Source organism: Streptomyces sp. NPDC107538 (assembly GCF_055657445.1).
Map to the genome: position 1 here is coordinate 16,894 of NZ_JBVKAY010000029.1, position 18,962 is coordinate 35,855.

Annotated in this window: 8 protein-coding genes and 1 pseudogene; 3 read left to right on the plus strand and 6 right to left on the minus strand. The window is 69.2% G+C overall.

Going from position 1 to position 18,962, the window contains the following annotated elements; translation table 11 throughout:
* Positions 1-304: 304 nt before the first annotated feature.
* The 4 genes from ACZ7MG_RS43190 to ACZ7MG_RS43205 form a co-directional block, all read right to left on the minus strand.
* Positions 305-1,081, minus strand: coding sequence for a hypothetical protein (locus ACZ7MG_RS43190; protein WP_471396888.1), 777 nt, complete (start codon positions 1,079-1,081; stop codon positions 305-307).
* Complete coding sequence (locus tag ACZ7MG_RS43195; protein ID WP_471396885.1) at positions 1,051-1,185, minus strand: hypothetical protein; 135 nt, start codon at positions 1,183-1,185, stop codon at positions 1,051-1,053. The genes ACZ7MG_RS43190 and ACZ7MG_RS43195 overlap by 31 nt, the downstream gene beginning before the upstream one ends.
* Entirely contained in the window at positions 1,182-8,102 is a 6,921-nt protein-coding gene (locus ACZ7MG_RS43200; protein WP_471946838.1) for a polymorphic toxin-type HINT domain-containing protein, read from the minus strand. Before ACZ7MG_RS43200 ends, ACZ7MG_RS43195 begins: the two co-directional genes overlap by 4 nt.
* Positions 8,103-8,187: 85 nt before the next feature.
* A complete protein-coding gene (locus ACZ7MG_RS43205) occupies positions 8,188-11,874 on the minus strand; it encodes a LamG-like jellyroll fold domain-containing protein (RefSeq protein ID WP_471396978.1) in 3,687 nt (1,228 codons plus the stop codon).
* 752 nt (positions 11,875-12,626) lie between these two features.
* Here ACZ7MG_RS43205 and ACZ7MG_RS43210 point away from each other — a divergent pair.
* Positions 12,627-15,689 (plus strand): NACHT domain-containing protein, encoded by a 3,063-nt coding sequence (locus tag ACZ7MG_RS43210; protein WP_471396980.1) that lies wholly within the window; start codon positions 12,627-12,629, stop codon positions 15,687-15,689.
* 229 nt (positions 15,690-15,918) lie between these two features.
* Here ACZ7MG_RS43210 and ACZ7MG_RS43215 read toward each other — a convergent pair whose 3' ends face one another.
* Positions 15,919-16,125, minus strand: coding sequence for a hypothetical protein (locus ACZ7MG_RS43215; protein WP_471396983.1), 207 nt, complete (start codon positions 16,123-16,125; stop codon positions 15,919-15,921).
* A 210-nt stretch (positions 16,126-16,335) separates the two neighbouring features.
* Between ACZ7MG_RS43215 and ACZ7MG_RS43220 the strand changes: the two are divergent.
* A pseudogene (locus ACZ7MG_RS43220) lies at positions 16,336-16,963 on the plus strand (transposase).
* Between the two features lie 21 nt (positions 16,964-16,984).
* Here ACZ7MG_RS43220 and ACZ7MG_RS43225 read toward each other — a convergent pair.
* Positions 16,985-17,272: a hypothetical protein gene (locus tag ACZ7MG_RS43225; RefSeq protein WP_471396985.1), complete on the minus strand. Its 288-nt coding sequence runs from the start codon at positions 17,270-17,272 to the stop codon at positions 16,985-16,987.
* Positions 17,273-17,478: 206 nt separating this feature from the next.
* Here ACZ7MG_RS43225 and ACZ7MG_RS43230 point away from each other — a divergent pair, with 206 nt between their 5' ends.
* Positions 17,479-18,639, plus strand: coding sequence for an IS4 family transposase (locus ACZ7MG_RS43230; protein WP_471396988.1), 1,161 nt, complete (start codon positions 17,479-17,481; stop codon positions 18,637-18,639).
* Positions 18,640-18,962: the final 323 nt, after the last annotated feature.

Consider the following 18,962-nt stretch of genomic DNA (forward strand, 5'->3'; position numbering starts at 1 on the left):
GCTAACCTCGACCAGCGTGAACGACCTCAGCCGAAATCCTGGTGATCCCTGGGCAGTTGGCCTCGCCAACCACCCCAAGAACCCGACAGAGTCAAGCTGACCGCCTGGGCAGCCCCTGGGGTTCCTCCTCACCCCACACCACCACGAAGCGGAACCGAGCGGTGCCTGCCCACGTAGACGGCCTCGGCAGGCCCTCCCGGTGCCCCCGGCGGCGCAGCGCCGTCTTCTCGGGGGGCACCTACGTGCCATGAGCCTGACGGCCGTGGAAGACACCGCCCTCTCCCCTCGGCCCGTTCATCGGAACTCAGCCCGTCGATGTGCGTTTGACGACCTCGGATGCGATAGCGATCCACCGAGAATCGAGATCGTGGTGTGAGCCGAGGCGGTCGGCGGCGGCGTCGACGAGAGTTTCCGAGATGTACGCGCCCAGCCGTGTCGATTTCTCCAGGGAGGTTTCGGGGGTGAGCCATCTCAGCCATTCACAGACCATCCGGACGCGGAATTCCCGGAGTACGTCTCGGCGTGCCGGCTGGTCGTCCTCCGTGGCCAGGTGGATGAGTTTGACCGCGTTGGCCAGCCGGTTGACGGGGAGGTCGTGGGAGGAGAGGACGAGGCCCAGTCGGTCCGTCCTGCCGAGGGCGGTTCCGGGGGCCGTGGTGAACTTCGGCAGGGGGCAGCGCTCCACGGCCTCCAGCGTCACCACTTCGTCGCCGGAGTCGATGAGGACGTCGACACGGGACGCGGCCCCCGGGTCGTCCACGTGGACGCGTACGTCATGTGCGCCTGGCGCGGCCACCGTTCGCGTGAAGTTCGACGTGCCCGAGATGTCCCCGACAGCGATCGCGCCGTCGCCTCCGAGCAGGAGGCGCCCCGCGAACAGGCGGTGGCCCTCGACCGGACCTGTCCTGCTCCACAGGCGCACGCGTACGGGACCGGTCTGGGCCCGTGCCAGCAGTTGCACATGGGCGGGGCCGGCCACCAGCGGGGTGCCCCGCAGGTCGAGTACGTCTTCCGGAGGCGTGGTCGCCCCGATGCGCAGGACACGATGGTTCAGAGGAACACAGATAGTGCCGATGAGCATGCGTCCACCCCCTTCTCCATCCCTTTCACCACGGTCTTCACCACGGCCTTCACTACGATTTTCTCCACGGAGGTTGTCATCGCGTTCTCGGTGAATTCGTTCACCGCTGTCCCTCCGTATGGCCCGGCAACAACTGGGCCAGCATTTCGAGTGCGGTGGGGACGCCCGGCGCGGCCGGGTCGCCGTTCCATGTGGGGTCATGGTAGCCGTGCTCTCTCAGCATCTTCTGCGCCAATTGCACCGCCGTCGCCTGCAGATCGCTGCAGTCCTCGCAGTGCGGGTACAGGCTGCGCGGGAGGTCCACCGGACCTATGCCGGTCGAGGGCTGATGATCTCCGGTCATCGTGGGGCTCGTGCCGCCGCAGGAGTGGCAGATCTCCCCCTGCATCGCCGCGCTCTGCTCGGGGGCGACGACCGGGCCCGTGGCCGGGACCGACACGTCGGCGTACGGGCCGACCTGAAGGGTGTTCGCCTGTGCCTCCGTCAGGCGGACGTTGCAGTTGTGGACCAGGAGCGGGACGGGCCCGGCCAGCACGTAGTACGTGTGCGTGACCGACACCGTCAGGTCGTGGGTGAGGTGCTGCCGGTGCCAGATCCGCACCGAGGAGAGAGTGACGGCGGCGCCGGAGGCGGTGTGCAGGTGCATGCCGGGCTTGAGGTGGCCCGCGTCGACCCACACGCCCTCGGACTCGATCCAGAAGGGATGGGTGACCGTGGCCACGATCTTCGACGACCTGCCGCCGCCGCGGACCGTCAGGGTGGCGAAGTCCTTGTCGTGCCTGGTGGTGATCAGCTTCTCTACGGTTCGCGACCCGCTCTTCCCGGTCGCGGGGTCGGTGGCGAGGACCTTGTCGCCCTGCTCGATGTCCTTGATCTTCTTCTGGTGGCCGTCGGCCATGAGGACCTTGGTCGCGGGCAGGAAGCTGTGGTCGCAGCTGGTGGCTCCACTGCGGGCGGCGGCCGTCACCGCGCGTTTCCCGCCCCTGGCCGCACCGGAACGGGCCGTGCCCTCCGCCGCCTCGTCGGCCGATCTGGCCCCCGCTCTCGTCGCCGCCGTCGCCGCGGTGGCCGTCTCCTCGCCCTTGGCCACGGCGGCCGCGCCCGCCCCGGCGATGCCCATCGACCCCGCGACGACGGCACCGCCCTCGCCGGCGATCCCGGCGGACGCGCCCACCGCTGCCGCGCTGAGACTGCCCGCCTCGGCGCCCGCCGTGAACCCCTCCGCGCCCGCCACGAGTACGGCTCCGCACCCGCCGGCTGTCGCGGCGACGCAGGCGACCACTCCGACGACCGCGGCCGTGGCCACCACGGCCGCGATCACCGGGTGCCGCTCGACGGCGTGGTAGGCCTTGTGGGCGTAGTTGGACAGATGGCAGGTCAGCGACCAGCCGCAGCTGTGGTGAGAGCTCCCGCCGCCACCGCCGCTGCTGTGGTGGGTTCCGCTGGTGCTGTCGACCGCGCCGGTGTCGACCAGGGCGGACTTGCCCTGCGGCTGGCAGTCGATGGCACAGACGTTCATGGACGGGTCGTTGTACCAGTCGTCGAGACCCGTCGGGTCGCTGCCCGTGAGCGGGTTGTCCGCCGCGTAGGTGTAGCCGTCGATCTGCTGGGCGTCCGTCACCTCCAGGACCGGGTCGTCCGAGACGAAACGGCCGATCGTCGGGTCGTACTCCCGTGCGCCCAGGTGGGTGAGGCCGCTGGTGTCGTCCTGGATTCCGTTGACGAAGCCCTTGTCGCCGAGCCATGAACCCGTGGCCGGCTGGGTGCCGCGCGGGTTGCCGAACGGGTCCAGGCGGCGGCGTGTGACGGCCTGGGTGGTGGCGTCCACCGCCGTCTCGGCGGTGTCGTGGGCGTCCGTGACCTGCCACTGGAGGCTGCCGGAGCTGGTGCGGACGGCGACGGTCCGGCCGGCCCAGCTGTAGTAGCGGGTGCCGGTCGTCGTGGTCGCGCCCTTGGCGAGGTGGACCTCGGTGTCGCCGAGGTACAGCGTCGTGCCGGAGTCGTCGCGGGAGAGCAGACGGTTGCCGTCGGCGTCGTACAGGTACGACACGGATGTGCCGTCGGCGTTGGTGGCCTTGGCGAGGTGGCCCTCGTCGTCCCAGTCGAGGGTCTGCGTCCTGCCGTCGAGCGTTCGCGTGTGCGTGTTGCCGGACTTGTCGTAGGTGTACGAGTCGGAGGTCGTCGTACCGCCCTCGACGGTGGTCGACGATGTGAGGGTGTGGGGCTGGGCGGAGCCGCTGGGCGGGTAGACGAACGACGTGGTGCTGTCGTCGCCGCCGGCCGTGGTGGCGTGCTCGACCTGCGTCCTGCGGTTGCCCAGGTCGTCGTAGGTGTAGCTGTGCCAGTACGGCGCCGGGCCGCCGAGGACGGCCGTCGACGGGTCGGCGGAGCAGCCGTCGGTGGCGGTCCAGGCCTGGGTGAGGCGGTCGTGGCCGTCGTAGCGGTAGCACTGGACGTCGTCGGTGCCGTCGGCGTGGGTGGCGGTCTTGGTGGGGTTGCCGGAGTCGTCGTAGGTGTAGGTGGTGTCCTGGACGGGGGCGGTCTGCGCGTCGTCCGTGACCAGTTCGCGCTGCAGGCGGCGGGTGCCGTCCTCGTAGGTGTCGGTGATCTGGAGCCACTTGGCGGAGTCGGACGCCGACACCCCGAAGGTGAGCTGGGAGATGTCGCCGAGCTTGGTGTAGCCGGTGTTCTGGACGTAGCCGGTGGCGCCCGAGAGCGTCGTCGGCATGCTCAGGTCGTTGTAGCCGTACTCCAGTGACTCGGCGGGCAGTCCGCCGGCCGCGGGGTCGGAGGTGACCTGGAGAGTGCCGTCGAGGTTGTAGCCGAGCGTCGACGAGTAGGTGCCCGCCAGAGCCTCCTCACCGGTGATCGAGGGGATGACGACCCGGGACAGGGTCGGCCGGTACAGCGAGTCGTACGCGCCGATCTGGACGGCGTACGCCTTGCCGGTGGAGCCGCCGACGTAGCGGATGTCCGAGGTCGGCTTGCCCTTGGCGATGGAGTCGTAGGTCCACTTGGCCAGTTCGTGAGCGGCGTCCTTGGTGGTGCCGTCGAACATGTCGGTCTTGCGGCCGAGGGCGTCGTAGGTGTAGCTGAGGGTCTTCTCGTCGGCAGTGCCCACGGCGGTCGTGGTGGAGGCGACCTGGTCCAGTTCGTTGTACGTGGTGGTGCTCCGGCCGGCGTCCGGGTCCGTGGAGCTGGTTCTGCGGCCCAGCAGGTCGTAGCCGTACGACCAGGTGTTGCCGTCGTCGTCGACGACCTCCTTGAGGCGGCTCTTCGCGTCGTAGGTGTACTTGATGGAGGTGTACGGGCCGGTCGGGCTGCCGCTGTCGTACTGCCGGGTCTCGGTGGTGCGGCCCAGGGTGTCGGTCAGGGTCGTGGTGGCGATGCCGCCCTTCGGCGGGGTGAGCGTGACGCGGTCGCCGCCGTAGGCCGTCGAGGTGGTCCAGCGTTTGGCGCCCAGGGCGTAGAAGTCCTTGGCCGTGGGACGGCCCGCCCCGTCGTAGGTGGTGAGGGTCTGGGCGGGCACGGCGGAGGTGATGGTGGCGAGGGTGCCGGACGCCGCGGCGGTGTCCGTGTAGTCGGCGTCGGCCTCCACGGCCAGGCCGCGGCTGTCGTACTTCGTCTCCGCGATGACACGGCCGCCGCCCGGGGCCGGGGTCTGCGTCTGGCGGGGGCGCAGCAGCGCGTCGTACAGGGCGTAGGTGGTGTCGTAGGTCGTGCCGTCGTTGTTGAGTTTGCCGGTGGACACCGTCGAGGCGGCCGTGTTGGAGAGGGAGTAGGCGTAGACGAGGTTCGCGGACTGGCCGGAGGACTTGGCGCGGTTGGGCAGCCAGAGGGAGGTCAGGCGGCCGAGGCCGTCGTAGGCGTAGTCGGTGCGTCTGCTGTTGGGGTCGACGACGGAGGTGGCCGTGCCCCGGCCTGGGTCGAAGGTGGTGGTGGTCGAGTAGCCCTTGGCGTCGGTGGTGACGGTGCCGGTCAGCGGACCGCCGGTGGTCGGTGTGTAGGTGGTGGTGCTGACGGTCGCCGAGTTGGTGTCCTTGACCGAGTCGACCCGGCCCTGGGCGTCGTAGTGGCTGGTGGAGACGGTCTGGTAGGCCGGGCTGCCACCGGAGTAGGCGGACAGTCGCTGAGTGGACGTCTCGTTGCCGAGGGTGGGGGCGGTGCCGTAGCTCTGGTTGTCGTAGAGGGTGCGGACGTCGGAGACGACGTCGTCGGGGCGGCTGGTGGCGGCGTCGCAGGCCACGTCGACGGTCTCGACGCGTACCGGGTAGGCCATCAGCCAGTCGGTGGTGTTGTCGGCGAAGGTGGTGCGGGTGCACTGCTCGTCGCCGGTGACGGCGTCGTCTCCCGCGTCGTCGACCTTCAGGGCCGCGCCGGTCGTGTCGTCGTAGGTCGTGGTGACGGTGGTGTCGCGGGTGCCGCCGGCGGACAGGTCGGTGCGGGTGTGGACGGCGTGGGCGCGGGTGTAGTCGGAGTCGCGGGTGCCGTCCGTGCCGGTCCGATGGATCCAGGGGTCGGTGATGGCGCCGGAGACCTCGGCGCCGCCGTTGTAGGTGATGGACTCGCGGACCGTTCCGGCCAGTGGGTCGGAGTCGGTGACCTGGGTGCCGGTGGAGTCGGTGACCTTGACGCTGCGGGTGGTGCCGTCGGACTGCTTGTCGCCGTCCATGCCGCGGAAGTAGGTGTCGACGGTCTTCGTGCGGGTCGACTGCGCGTCTCCGGTCGTGGTGGTGACGCTGCCGTAGCCGCGCCACACCGACCAGGTCTTGCGCTTGGCGGGGGCGGTGACGTTGTCGCTGTCGTAGTGCCAGGCCGGGGAGCCGTTGTAGGTGTAGTCGGTCTCCTTCAGAGGGGCGCCGCCGGTGGGGTCGGACTCGGTGACCTGGGTGACGACGTACTTGTGGAACCAGTCCAGTTGGGGGTCGGTCGTGTACGGCGGCTGCCAGTACTGCGGGAAGCAGCGCAGGGTGTCCGAGTCGGGGCCGGCGGGCATGGTGGTGCCCGCGACGCACTGCGGGTCGGAGTAGTCGACGGTGAGGACCGAGCCCGTCTCCGAAGTGATGGTGCGGACGCGCCATTTGACGAGGGCGGCGATGTCGTCGTGAGTGGTGTCGACCCTGTTGTAGAGCTGGATGCCGGCGAAGGTGACCGGTGGCATGGCCTTGGTGGAGCCGTCCTTGCCGGTGCGGGTGATGGACTTCAGCCACAGGCCGGCCGAGGTGCCGTCGCCGGGGTCGGGGAACGACTGGTCGAGCGCCCAGGAGTCGATGTCCCGGTAGGCGGGGGTGGACAGGCTCGTGTCCCAGACGCTGGTGGTGACACCAGTGAGGCGTTTGCGGGAGAAGAAGGTCGGGCCGGTCGCGGTGCACACCTTGCCGGAGGCGCAGATCTGGTCGTACGGCACGTCCGGCCAGTGCGAGGCGGTGGCGGAGGTCAGCGAGGAGCAGTCCTCGGTGCTCGTCACCAGGCAGCGTTCGGCGGTGGTGAAGGCGACCTTCTCGGGGGCGGTGCCGAAGACGGTGGAGGAAGTGATGCCGTAGTCGATGTGGCTGAGGTAGCCGCCGCGGTCATACGCCGTGCCGCCCGCGGTGGTGGTGCCGTCCTTGGCGTAGGAGTTGGTCTCCTTGGTGTACCAGTACGACATCGCGTTGCCGTGCGGGTCCACGACGTAGTCCAGGTTCCAGCGCCAGGCCTGGGTGAGCGCGCGGCCGGAGAAGGTGGTGCCCTGGTCGTAGCCGGGCTCGCCGGAGTCGTCGCCGAAGACGGGGGCGGTCCAGGTGGAGTTGGTGACGGCGGCGCCGGTGGTCCAGCCGGGGAGGTGGTTCTTGCCGAAGACGTACTGGGTGCCGTCCTGGGTGGTGACGGTCCAGTACTCCCCGTTGTTGTCGCCGTTCGTGGCGCCGGTGGAGTGGACGACGCGTTCTCCGTCGTCGGTCTTGGGGTGCCAGTCGCCGGATGTGGTGTCCTTGATCAGCGGGCTGGACTTGCCGCCGAGGACGAGGGTGGCGTTGTCGTTCGCCCAGCATTCGTCGTGCTTGCCGGACTGGCCGTCGTCGTCGCAGGAGTCGTACGACCGCTCGATGTAGGAGGTCGACAGGTCGAAGCCCTCGCCGACCCAGGAGGGCTGGTTGTTGGTGGACGGCAGTCGGCCGTCGACGCTCTGCGAGTCGTAGGTGATCGCCAGGTTGGGGGCGGGGCCGCCGTTGGACGGGGGCATGGACAGCGGGTACGCCCAGGTGAAGTCGCCGCTGGAGCCGCCCGCGTTCCAGGCGGCGGACGGGTTGAGGGACGTCGCCTCGTAGGAGCCGGCGCCGGACTTGGCGGTGCTGGTGGTCGCGGCGAAGGCCGTTCTCGTGGCGGAGCCGACCGGGACCGTGCCGGTCAGGGTCTGGCCGGCGACGTCGTTCGTGGTGGCGACGGGCGTCGTGGTCCGGCACTTCTTCCTGGCCGGGGTGGTGAGCGCGCAGGCGGGGAGCCGGACCAGGGTGAGCCGGGAGGCGTAGTCGCCGCCGTAGGCGTGCGCGAAGCCGGAGTAGTCCAGCGTCAGCCTGGTTCGGCCCGTGCCCTTGTGTCCGTCGGCGCGGGCGACGGACAGGACGGTGCCGTCGATACCGAGGGCGGCGGCGGTCCGGTGCGAAGCCACCTCGACCGACACCTTGGCGGGGGCCGGGCCCTTGGCCGGGGCGCTCACCTTGACCGGGAGGCGGCCCACCGAGGTGGTGCGGGTCGTCTTCGCCTTACCCACCGTCAGGGTACGGGTGGACGCGGTGGGCCAGACGGTGGGCTTGGCCAGTTGCTCGGCCGTGCGGGCGGCGGCCGCCCTGGCCGGATCCTTCTTCCTGGCCTTCCTCGCCTTGAAGGGCACGGCCTTGCCGTTTCTGACCTGGGGCGCGTGCACCTTGTGGTGCCCGTTTCTCTGGGTCGCCCACACTGCCGGGGCGAGACCGAGTCCCGCGGCGACCAGGGCGATCGCCGTGACGGCGACGACCCACAACCGGGTCCGCTGTAGCCCACCCATGACTGCACTCCCGAATCGTGCTCGTGATCGTGATGGTGATCGTGTGAGATGAGTTCGCTGACGGTCCGTCGTGCGGCGGGCGCCGTTACAGCGGGATGGGCACTTCGTTGGCGTACATCTGGTCGATGGCGGTGTCGGACATGACGCCCGTCCACACCCGTACGTCGTCCACGAGGCTGTGCGCGTAGTCGCTGTACGCGCCCGTGCTGATGCGCCCGCGGCCGATGTTGAAGGTGCCGGTGGCCTGCCAGGGCGAGGTGAACACGACGCCGTCGCCGGTGTCGTCGTCGGTGTCGGTGTCGCCCTGGGCGCCCTGCCTGACCCCGTTGACGTAGAGGTACAGCTGGTGGTGGGCGCCGTCGTAGACGCCGGTCAGGAGGGTCCAGTCGCCGGGGTCGACGAGTTGCGCCGAGGCCGTGGTGGCGGGGACCTTCACGACGGCGGCGCCGGTGGTGTCGGCGGTGGTGCGGCCGAACACCCACATGCCCTGGGCGGAGCCGGCCGCCTGGTCGTACCACAGGCCCCAGGAGTCGCGTACGCCACCGGACTGGGTGGCGATCCTCATGTGGTGGGCCACGCCGGTGTCGGACAGGGCCGTCGCATCGAGCCTGGCCCAGGCCGCCACGGTGAAGTCGCCCTGGGAGTCGACGATCGGGCCGGTGGCGGTGGCGTTGGCCGTCGACGTCCCGTCCAGGGAGAGGATGTTGCCCTTTCCGCCGTCGGTGTCGGTGGTCCAGGTGCCGCCGGAGGCGACGGTGGCCGGGTGACCGTAGCCGGAGGAGTCGGCGGCGGTGGTGCCGGAGGTCTCCTCCATGCCCCACTCCCCCGCCAGAGCCGGCTGGGCCTGCCCGGTGCCCGCGTCGGTCATGGCCTGGAGGTCGGCGATCTCCTCCTGGGACAGGATCCGGTTCCAGACGGTCACCTCGTCGACCTGGCCGGGGAAGTAGTCGGTGAAGGCGCCGCCGGCCTGGCCGCGCGCGATCTGCAGTCCCCCGGTGCCCTGCCAGGGCGTGGTGAAGGCGACGGGGTCGCCCTGCGGGACGCCGTTGACGAAGAGCTGGATGGTCTGCTCCTGCGCGTCGTACACGCCCATCAGGTGCGTCCAGACGCCGACTTCGGGGGTCGTGGCCGAGATCGAGCGGACGATCGTCGGCGTGGCGGAGTCGGTCGTGTACCGGTTGAAGATCCACGCCCCGTAGGAGGTCGAGTAGTACAGCGCGAACGTCGATCCGTTCGCTCCCGCCTGCGCCACGGCCACCGCGTTGTGGGAGGTGCCGATCAGCCTGGCCCATGCGGACACTGTGAAGCTCTTGGTGGTGTCCAGCACCGGGGAGGAGGTGGCCGCGTAAGCCGAAGTACCGTTGCCCTGCACGGACTTCCCGAGCCGGGACCGGTCGGACCAGGCGGCCGAACCGGCCAGGGTCGCCGTCTTCTGGCCGATCGAGTCGGCCGCCGTGGTGCCGGTGCCCTCGTCCAGGGACCACCGGGAGTCCGGGCCCGCGCCGGGGGCGACCTTGAACACGTAGGTGTAGCTGGTCGAGGCGTTGCCGGCGGAGTCCCAGGTCTGGACGGTGAGGGTGTTCACACCGCGCACGTCGGGGGCGAGGGAGAGGGTGTAGCTGGTCGTCGCAGTGGGGAACGTCTTGGTCCGCACCGCGTTGTCGTTGAGCTGGTACGTGTACTTGACCACGTCGCCGGCGCCATTGGCCTTCAGCGTGAAGGAGCCCGGGGCACCGACGCCGCCGTAGGCCGTGCAGTCGTCCGGGCTCTCCGGGCTCGCGCACTCCTGGTACGTCGCCGAGTCCACGTCCGGCTGCACGGGCGCCGAGGTGTCGATGCGGAACCAGCAGCCCGCGGTCCAGGACGAGTACATGGAGCCGGTGGTGCCGTCGAAGGAGTACTTGTACGCGCTGCGGGCGCGGAACCAGTACGTCTGCCCGTTGGTCAGCGACGGAGTCGTCCAGGTGCCGGTCGTGCCCGAGGCGGTGTACGCCGAGGGGCTGCCCGAGCCGACCTTCGGGTCGGTGACGCTCGCGTCGTACCGGTACACCTCGAAGTCGGGCCGCAGCGTCGACTGGGAACCGTCCGCCGACTTCGGCGCGGCGGCCAGGGTCGGAGTCGCGTCACGGATCACCGCGGCGGTCGCGCGGGTCGTGGCGCACGCCAGGTTCGGGCTCGACAGCTTCACCCCGGTCGGGGTGGACGGCTTGGACACGAACGTCACCGAGAGAGTGGGCTTGGTGTCCGACGGCGACGCGAACTGCTTCCAGGCGATCTCGTCGCTCTCGTCGGCGGCCCGCAGGCCGAGCGTGGTCGTCGAGGACGACTGGCCGGCGGTGTAGCTGACGGCGCTGGTGGCGTCGAAGGAGACGTTTCCGCCGGGGCAGGAGGACGAGTAGCCCTTGGCCGTGCTGACGGAGTCCACCTGGGAGGACCACGACGGCTGCTTCGACCACGTCGTCGACGACGAGATCGAGCCGGTGCGCCACAACTGGACCGACTTCGCGGTGCAGTTCGCCGACCACACCTCCAGTGCCGTGAAGGTCGCCGAGAGGATCTTCTTGCCGCCCAGGGTGTGCGTGTCGAACTGGTACAGCGAGCGCGCCTTCTTGTTGTCCACCCACGCGTCGTAGCCGACGCCGAGCGCGTGCGAGGTCTTCCAGAAGGACGTGCCGGTAGCGGTGGACCACACCGTCGTCCAGCCGGAGAGGGACGCGCTGGTCGTCTGGGGGTCCAGCACCACGGGGTAGGTGGTGTCGGGGTCGTCGAGGAACGACCGGTCGGGCTTCAGGGTCAGCGCGTCGTCCGAGAGGGTCACGTCCATGACGGCCGCCTTGGCGCCCGGGGCCGGGCCGTCGACCGCGGTGGAGTCGCCGCTCGTGGCCGCGGTGTCGGCGTACGCGGCGGGTGCGCGGGTGTAGGACGCCTGTTTGGCCGTTGCCGTTGCCGTTGCCGTTGCCGCAGCTGGGGCTGTCGTCGCTGTGACTGCCGTCGTGGTCGCGGACGGTGCCGTGGCTGTGGACGGTGCCGCAGCGGTGTTCACGGGCGGCTTGGTGGCGGCCGAAGAGTCGTACATCAGGGCGGTGCCCGTGGTGAACACCGGCCTGCCCTGGTCATCCACGAACGCGGCCGAGCCGGAGTGCGTGTCGTAGGCGGAGACGCCGTCGACCGAGACGGGGAACTCGATGCTCGACAGCGCTGTGTTCCCCGCCGCGGCACGGGACTTGACGACGAGATTCTCGCTGAAGCCGTCGGGCGTCGCCCGGACCACCAGGTCGGTGCCGGGCAGGACCTCGGCATACGTCGCGGTGGAGCCCGAGAGTGTGGGCGCCGGCAGCGTCCACGGCGAACTGACGCTGTACGTCTTCCCGTCCTGCGTGATGCTCGCGAGAGGGTGGTGCGAGCCGCCGCCCGAGAAGGTGACGTCGGCCGCGGCCGCCTTGGGGGCCACGTCGCCGGACGACGTGGTCTCCAGGTCGGTGTCGACCGCCGCCCACCCCGACGTCTGCTTCACGCGCACCGGGGCCGGGTCGAACTCGACGGTGAACGTTCCGTCCGGCTGTGCCGTGACGAGTTGTGTGGGCGTCGTCTCCGCGCCGACCTCGACGGGCGAGCCGGATTCCGCGGCCTGTCGCGACGCGGCCGCCTCGGGCGAAAGTCCGCTGTCACTCCCGCCGTTGCTCACCGCCGCCGATGAGGATGCCGCCGGGGCCACGGGAAACGCCTGGGCGCCCGTGGCTCCCAGCACCTGCACGATCAGCGCCGATGCCACGACAGCACGACGCACTACACCCCACCCCATTGGTCCCCACCTCGCGTTCACAGGCTCCTTACAGCCGGGCGGATCAAAGCCCGGCGCACCTGTACGTGTCAATCACGCGCCGCAGTCATCAATTCGGCCAAATCCGCGCATAGATCACGCGCGTCGGGCAAAGGAATTCAAGTGCCTTCCGCTTCGAAGAGTCGCCGAACGGCAAGGGGATCCCAAAGGGGTGCGCCGAAGCGGCGGGTGAGCGTGAAGAAGGAACAAAGAAAACGAAAACTCTCCCCCTCTTAACGCCATGTCGCCTGGTCAGCGCGATCACGTGTCGTATTTTCCGTACCGGGCCACTGAATTCGGCGTCCAGGTTCCGGTGATGCCCGTGGCCCCGCGCAGGCTCACCAGCCCTCCGGGGAACAGGAATTGGCGGCGCATCGGTGTTGTCGGGAGCATGGACGCAGACCAGCACCTTCACGAAGCGGTGAAGGTACGTCCTGCAAACGCGAACACAGCCGGACCGTTGCACGGCGCCCGCTTCGCCTGATGCGCCTGTGCTCTGTCCCGCACCAACATGCGGTACATGAAGCGGCACACCCCGAACGCACCGCGAGCGGGGCTCCATACCTGTCGTCAGATGTGAAGGCCGCAGAAGCGATCTGTCACACCGACGGAGGCCCACCAGCGACCTCGGAGCCTCAGAAGACGGGGCCGTGGTTCTGCTCGGCGCCGAAGCGGGCAGGGTGCCTTCGGAGGGGGTGGGGAGCGTGCCAGGATTATTGCGTTACGCCGATGCCGTGCGGCTGCTCGGGGGAAGCGGGCCGATCGTCGATGCGCTTGACCACGTGGTGGGCGGCGCCCTCACCACCGCCGTCGGGCCGGCGCCCGAGTTGGTCCTCTCCCTCTTCGGGACAGAGGCCCAGCTGTCCCATTTCAGCCGATTATTGGTGTCAGGTACGGCCGAGCGGATTCAGGGCCTGAGCCGCTTCGAGCGCACCGAGCGTCTGGCCGCCGCTCATGCGATCATCGTAGTAGCCGCCTACAGCGAGGCGATGGAGCAGGTGCGGCTGCCCTGGAAAGTGCGGGAACTCGCCCTGACGCGGAGCGACTCGGCGCGTTTCGCCACCGGCGAGGCCCCCGAGTCCCGGCGCCTGGCCGCCATCGCTGATCACCTGTTGCGTTCGAGCCTGCCGCTGCCCTCGCCGCACGAGCCGTACGAGGCAACCCTGGCCGAACTGCGAGGCTTCTATGCCTCCATGTCCAGGCACATGGAGGCCTATGTCTCCGGCCTGGCACTCTGGGACCAGCTCACCCCCAGAGAGCGCGAGGAGGTGTGCGCGACGCTCCGCGATGACGTTCCGAGTACCGCGCTGACCTGCTACGAGGAGATGTTCCGTCAACTCGCCGCAGATTTCCCGGACGTGGGGATCTGGGCCGATCGCATCGACCACAGGGCGACCAGGGCTGCGGTGCGTCATGTGGAGGAAACCGTCACACGGCTTGCGGACGGAGTCCTTCCGGCCAGCCGCCTCGTCGCGCTGCGCCGGGCCGGGACCCTGCCGCTGGAGGCGCCGGTCCTGGGAGCGGAGGAGACCACGGCGGGTATGACGATCCCCAGCCTGCGTGAGGCGTATGTGAGCGCGGATTTCCGGGTGGCGGGGTTCAGCGCGGCGGAGCGGCTGACGAGTGAGGCGTGGTGGCGTCGCCATGAGGTGCGCAGTGGCCTGGACACGTTCTTGGAAGGGTTCCTGACCGCTCCCAAAGCGGTGGATGTGCCAGTCCTGCTGCTAGGGCTTCCCGGCTCCGGCAAGTCGCTGCTCACGAAAATCCTCGCGGCCCGGCTGCCGGCCGAGGACTTCCTGGTGGTGCGGGTTCCGCTGCGGGACGTACCCGCCGACGCCGGCGTGCAGGACCAGATCGAAACGGCGATCCGGCAGGCCACCGGCGAGCGGACCATGGACTGGGCGGATGTCGTCCGCGCGGCCGGCCCTGCGCTGCCGGTCGTCCTCCTCGACGGGTTCGACGAGTTGCTCCAGGCGACCGGGCTGCACCAGTCCGACTACCTGGAGCGTGTGGCGAACTTCCAGGAGCGCGAGGCCGCGCTCGGCCGTCCGCTCGCCGTCGTCGTCACCAGCCGCACCGTCGTCGCGGACCGGGCGCGGCTGACGCCAGGCGGGATCGCGATCCGGCTCGAACCCTTCAGCGCGGCGCAGACCGGGCAGTGGCTGGAGTTGTGGAACAGCAAGAACGCCACCTACTTCAGCCGTCACGGCTTGCGTCCGCTCACTGCCGATCGAGCTCTTGCCCAGCCCGACCTGGCGAGCCAGCCGCTGCTGCTGCTGATGCTGGCGTTGTACGACGCACAGGACAACGCCTACCAGCGGGAATCGGGCACGCTCGCCGGTTTCGAGCTGTATCAGCGGCTGCTCGACCGGTTCGCGCGCCGGGAAATACTCAAGCACGAGGCACGCCTGGCAGAAGAGGATCTGGCTCACGCGGTCGAGTACGAACTGCTGCGGCTCTCGGTGGCGGCGTTCGGGATGTTCAACCGGGGCCGGCAGTGGGTGACCGAGGACGAGCTGGAGGCAGACCTGGAGGTGCTGCTGCCGCAACGGGCACCCGCCCCCGTGGGACTGCGGGCTGCGCTCAGCGGTGCGCAGACCACGCTCGGCCGGTTTTTCTTCATCCACCGCGCGGAGGCGTTCCGCGACGACGTACGGCTGCGGTCGTACGAGTTCCTGCACGCGACGTTCGGAGAGTTCCTGGTCGCACGGCTCATCGCGCGCGAACTTCAGGATCTGCTGGCCAACGAGCGAGCGGAGGCCCGGCGGGCCAGGCGCTCCCGCACCGACGACTCGTTCCTGTACGCGCTGCTGTCGTTCGCCGCCTGCGCGGGGCCTGGGCCGGTGGTCACCTTCCTGAGGGAGTCACTGCCCCCGCACGACCGCGTGGAACTGCGCCGACTGCTGTTGTCCCTGTTCCACGAGTCCCTGGAGTACCGGACCGTCTCCGCCTACTCCTCCTACCAGCCGCGTCGGCGTCCTGTTCCTGCCGCCCCCGCCTACTACTGCGCCAATCTGCTGCTGCTCCTGCTGGTGGTGTCGGAGGAGGTGCCGGGGCACGAACTGTTCCCCGATGCACGGGATCCCATCGGAGCCTGGCGGGACACGATGCTGCTGCTGGACTCACAGTTGTCCGCGCAGGAGTGGCGGGCGCTGGCGGAGCGGTTACGGCTGGAGCGGGCCTGGGACGGGGAACGGCGCATGATCACCGTCCGGCTGAGCGAGGGCCCGGACCTCGGGTCGGTATGGCCTCCGGTCGTCAGCACCGACGACGCCCGTACCGTGGACCCCTACTGGATCTACGGCCGTGGACCCGGGACCGACTCTCGGCGCTACACAGGCTGGATGTTCACCAGCCCCAACGATGTGACCCAGGACGCCTACCTACGCTGCGACATGGAAACCGACGCGCTGCTGCACATGGCCCAGGCGCTCAACGAGCTCGACCTCGGTCTGGCACTCACCAGCTATGTGGCCCTGTCCGACGGAGAGGCGGTCTCCGCCGTCCGGCTCCTGATGCGGCTGTGGAGCACAGGCGGCGACTTCTCCACCGTGCACCGGGATGCGGTACGGGCGGCGTTGTACAACTTCGACCCTGACGCGACCGACTTCATCAAGCGCTTTCTCGCCGTGGTTCTGAGCCAATGGGAGCTGGCCGGACAGCCTGTGCCGCAGGACTGGGTGGACCGGATACACCCCTTGATCGACTCACAGGCGACCGAAGCATTCGCCTCTCTGCTCGACGAACTACCGCGCCCACCCGCCTGAACGCGACGCCCCGGAAATGGTTCGAGGAGCGGATCGTCGCGCCTCAGCGGTGTCTGGGGTTCCGTCCGATGTCACATGGTCGGGGCTGTGAACAGCTCCCGAAGCCGGCTGCTCGGTCAGGGGAGTGCGGTCCGCGTTCGACGGCGGCCTGTGAATACTCCTAAGGGCCGTCCCATAATTGCCGATCAGGGTAAAGGGGTAGTCCGCGGGCTCGTATGCAGGTCGAGGTTCACCTGTCGCCCGACTTGATCCATGGCCATTTCACGATGCAGACCACGACAGGGGCGACGAGCATGGTCAGCATCCACAGGCCCACGCTCGCCGGAGAGTAGATGTAGTAGCGCCAGTGCTCTGGCAGGGGCGACGGCGCGAGTAGCAGCAAGATCAGCGTGGCCCATGTGGCCAGCACGGCGGCTGCCATGCGTGCTGCGGTCATCTCTATCGGCCCCCTCATCGGTGCTCATCTCTATGGAACGGATGATAGAGAGGCTGAGATGATCTTGGTGTGACTGGTGTGATCACGGCGTCGGAGCCGTCCTGGATAGCCCCGTTCTCCGGGCTGAGCCCGCGGCAGTTCGGGGCGCTGGTGACGGTACTGCGTCGCGCGGGTGCGGACGCGGTCCGCAGGGGCCGGCCGTGGAGCCTTGTGTTGGAGGAACGGACGCTGCTGGTCGCCGCGTACTGGCGCGCCAACCTGACGATGCGGCAGCTGGCCCCGTTGTTCGGGGTCTCGAAGTCGGCGGCGGACCGGATCATCGCCCACGTGGGGCCGATGCTCGCTCTTCGGCCCCGCAAACGGTTCGCCAAGGACACCGTGCTCATCGTGGACGGCACCCTGGTCCCCACCCACGACCACACCATCGCCGAGCGTTCGAAGAACTACCGGTACTCCCCCAACCATCAGGTCGTCATCGACGCGGACACTCGACTGATCGTCGTGGTCGGCCGGCCATTGCCCGGCAACCGCAACGACTGCAAGGCATGGGCCGAATCTGGTGCCGAAGCCGCCGTCGGTCGGACCATCACGATCGCCGACGGCGGCTGTCCCGGCACCGGGCTCGTCATCCCGCACTGTCGGGAGCGTGGGCAGACCGACCTCCCGGCCCGGAAGGAGGAACAACCGTTCCCACAAACAGGTGCGTGCCCGCGTCGAGCATGTCTTCGCCCGCATGAAGACCTGGAAGATCCTTCGGGACTGCCGACTCAAAGGCGACGGCGTCCACCACGCCATGCTCGGCGTCGCCCGTCTGCACAACCTCGCCCTGACCGGGTGATCAAAGCAGAGACAGACCAGGTCAGGGCGGATCAGGGACAGCCCGCCGCAGAGGCCGCTGATGTCCGCAATCCAGCCGGGCGCCGTCGGCATCAACGACTGCGTAGTCCAGAACGACCTTGGTGGGGTCGCCGTCCTCGTAGAGCCACACGGTGATGCAGTCCGTCGAGACGTAGGTGTCGAACCAGACGTCCATCCCTTCGGCCTCCGGCCTGACAGTAAAAGCCTCTCCAGGCTCCAGCCAGTAGTCCTCGCCGTACGGTTCGATGAAGAGACACAGTTCGCTGGCGCCCAAGTTCTTCACAGGCATCCTGCTGCGTCCCACCGGGCCCCCAAAGATCGCCATCCGCACGAAGGCCTACAGAGTAGCCGCGAGGTCCTGTACCACCCCTGAGAAAGCCGTCGAAAGACCTCACGGGACTTGCGGGACAAGCCTTAGGCGCAATGCCGTTGTTTTAACTGCGGGCGTACGCTGCTGCGTAGTGCTTCCCGGGGGTGGTGCGGGTGTCTGCAGACGTGGGTGAGTTATTGGGCTTGGGGCTGCTGACCTGGGTGTATCGGCCCGGGTTGGTGGATCGTGTGGTGGCCGCTTGCGGTCGCGCAGAGCAGCGCAGACGTCTGTTGCCGGCCCGGCTGGTGGTGTACTTCGTGCTCGCCCTTGCCCTGTTCTCGCCGGCGCCGTATCTGGAGGTGATGCGGCACCTGGTCGAGGGTTTGCGGGGTCAGGGGCTGCTGGGCGAGTGGCGCATCCCGGCGAAGTCGTCGCTGTTCCGGGCCCGTCAACGCCTGGGCGCGGAGCCGCTGCGGGTGCTGTTCGCCACGACCGCGAAGCCGATGGGCACCGAGGCTACTCCGGGCTGTTTCTGGCGGGGGCTGCGGCTTTTGGCGGTGGACGGCACCTGCTGGGACGTCGCCGACAGCGCGGCCAACGAGGCTGCCTTCGGCCGCCCCGGAAACAGCCGCGGCCACGACAAGTCCTCCTTTCCCCAGGTGCGGATGGCCTGTCTGATCGAGGTGGGCACCCACCTCGTCCTGGACGCGGAGCTGGACGGCTGCCGCACCGGCGAAGTCACCCTGGTGGGCCGCCTGCCGCGCTCCTGCGGGCCCGGAGAACTGGTGCTGGCAGACCGCGAGTTTCTCGGCGTGCCGTTGTGGCGGGCCTTCACCGACAGCGGCGCCGACCTGCTGTGGCGGGTGCCCGCCAACCGGGTCCTGCCCGTCGAGCGACAGTTGCGGGACGGATCCTGGCTCTCCCGCATCCACGCCTCCACCGACCGCGCACACCAAGAGCCGGTCACGGTGCGGGTGGTCGCCTATCAGCTGCACGGCACCGCCCGCGAAGGCGAGGACTACCGGCTGGTGACCACCCTGCTCGACGCCCGTCGATATGCCGCCCGCCAACTGGCCGCGCTCTACCAGGAACGCTGGGAGGCGGAAGCCGTTTTCGCCGAGCTCAAGACCCATCAGCGCGGCGCCCGCACCGTGCTGAGCAGCAAGACGCCCGACGGCGTCCTGCAGCAGATCTGGGCGCATCTGCTGGTCCACCACGCGCTGCGCGAGCTGATCGTGAGAACCGCCGCCACCCGCGGCCTGGACGCCGACCGGGTCTCCTTCACCGAAACCCTGCGCTCCGCCCGGCGCAGCGTGACCCTTACGCCGGGCAGCTTTTCCCCCTGAGCTGCTGGTCAGAGCCCTCGTCCAGCTCCAGCACGACCTGCTCGAACGCCTCCTGCCACCCAGACGGCTGCGCAGCCAGCCCCGCGTCGTCAAACGCAAGATGTCCAACTACCGGCTCAAACGGGCCGAACACCACGCCTGGCCCCAGCCCACCCACACCGGCACCCGAGCCATCCGCATTCAACGACCCCAACCCGCAGACCCGTAAAGCAACAGCATTGGCCTTAGCCTCGATCTTTCTTGATGGTCCGCCGACGGAGTCGGTGGACCGTTTTCGTGCCGGGGGCTGAGGTTGCGCAGGCCCAGGACCCGAGTGTCGCCTC

Excerpts from the sequence above, each read along its gene's own strand:
- ACZ7MG_RS43190 (WP_471396888.1), bottom strand. The coding sequence starts at position 1,081 with ATGCTCATCGGCACTATCTGTGTTCCTCTGAACCATCGTGTCCTGCGC.
- ACZ7MG_RS43200 (WP_471946838.1), bottom strand. The coding sequence starts at position 8,102 with ATGGGTGGGCTACAGCGGACCCGGTTGTGGGTCGTCGCCGTCACGGCG.
- ACZ7MG_RS43215 (WP_471396983.1), bottom strand. The coding sequence starts at position 16,125 with ATGACCGCAGCACGCATGGCAGCCGCCGTGCTGGCCACATGGGCCACG.
- ACZ7MG_RS43225 (WP_471396985.1), bottom strand. The coding sequence starts at position 17,272 with ATGCCTGTGAAGAACTTGGGCGCCAGCGAACTGTGTCTCTTCATCGAA.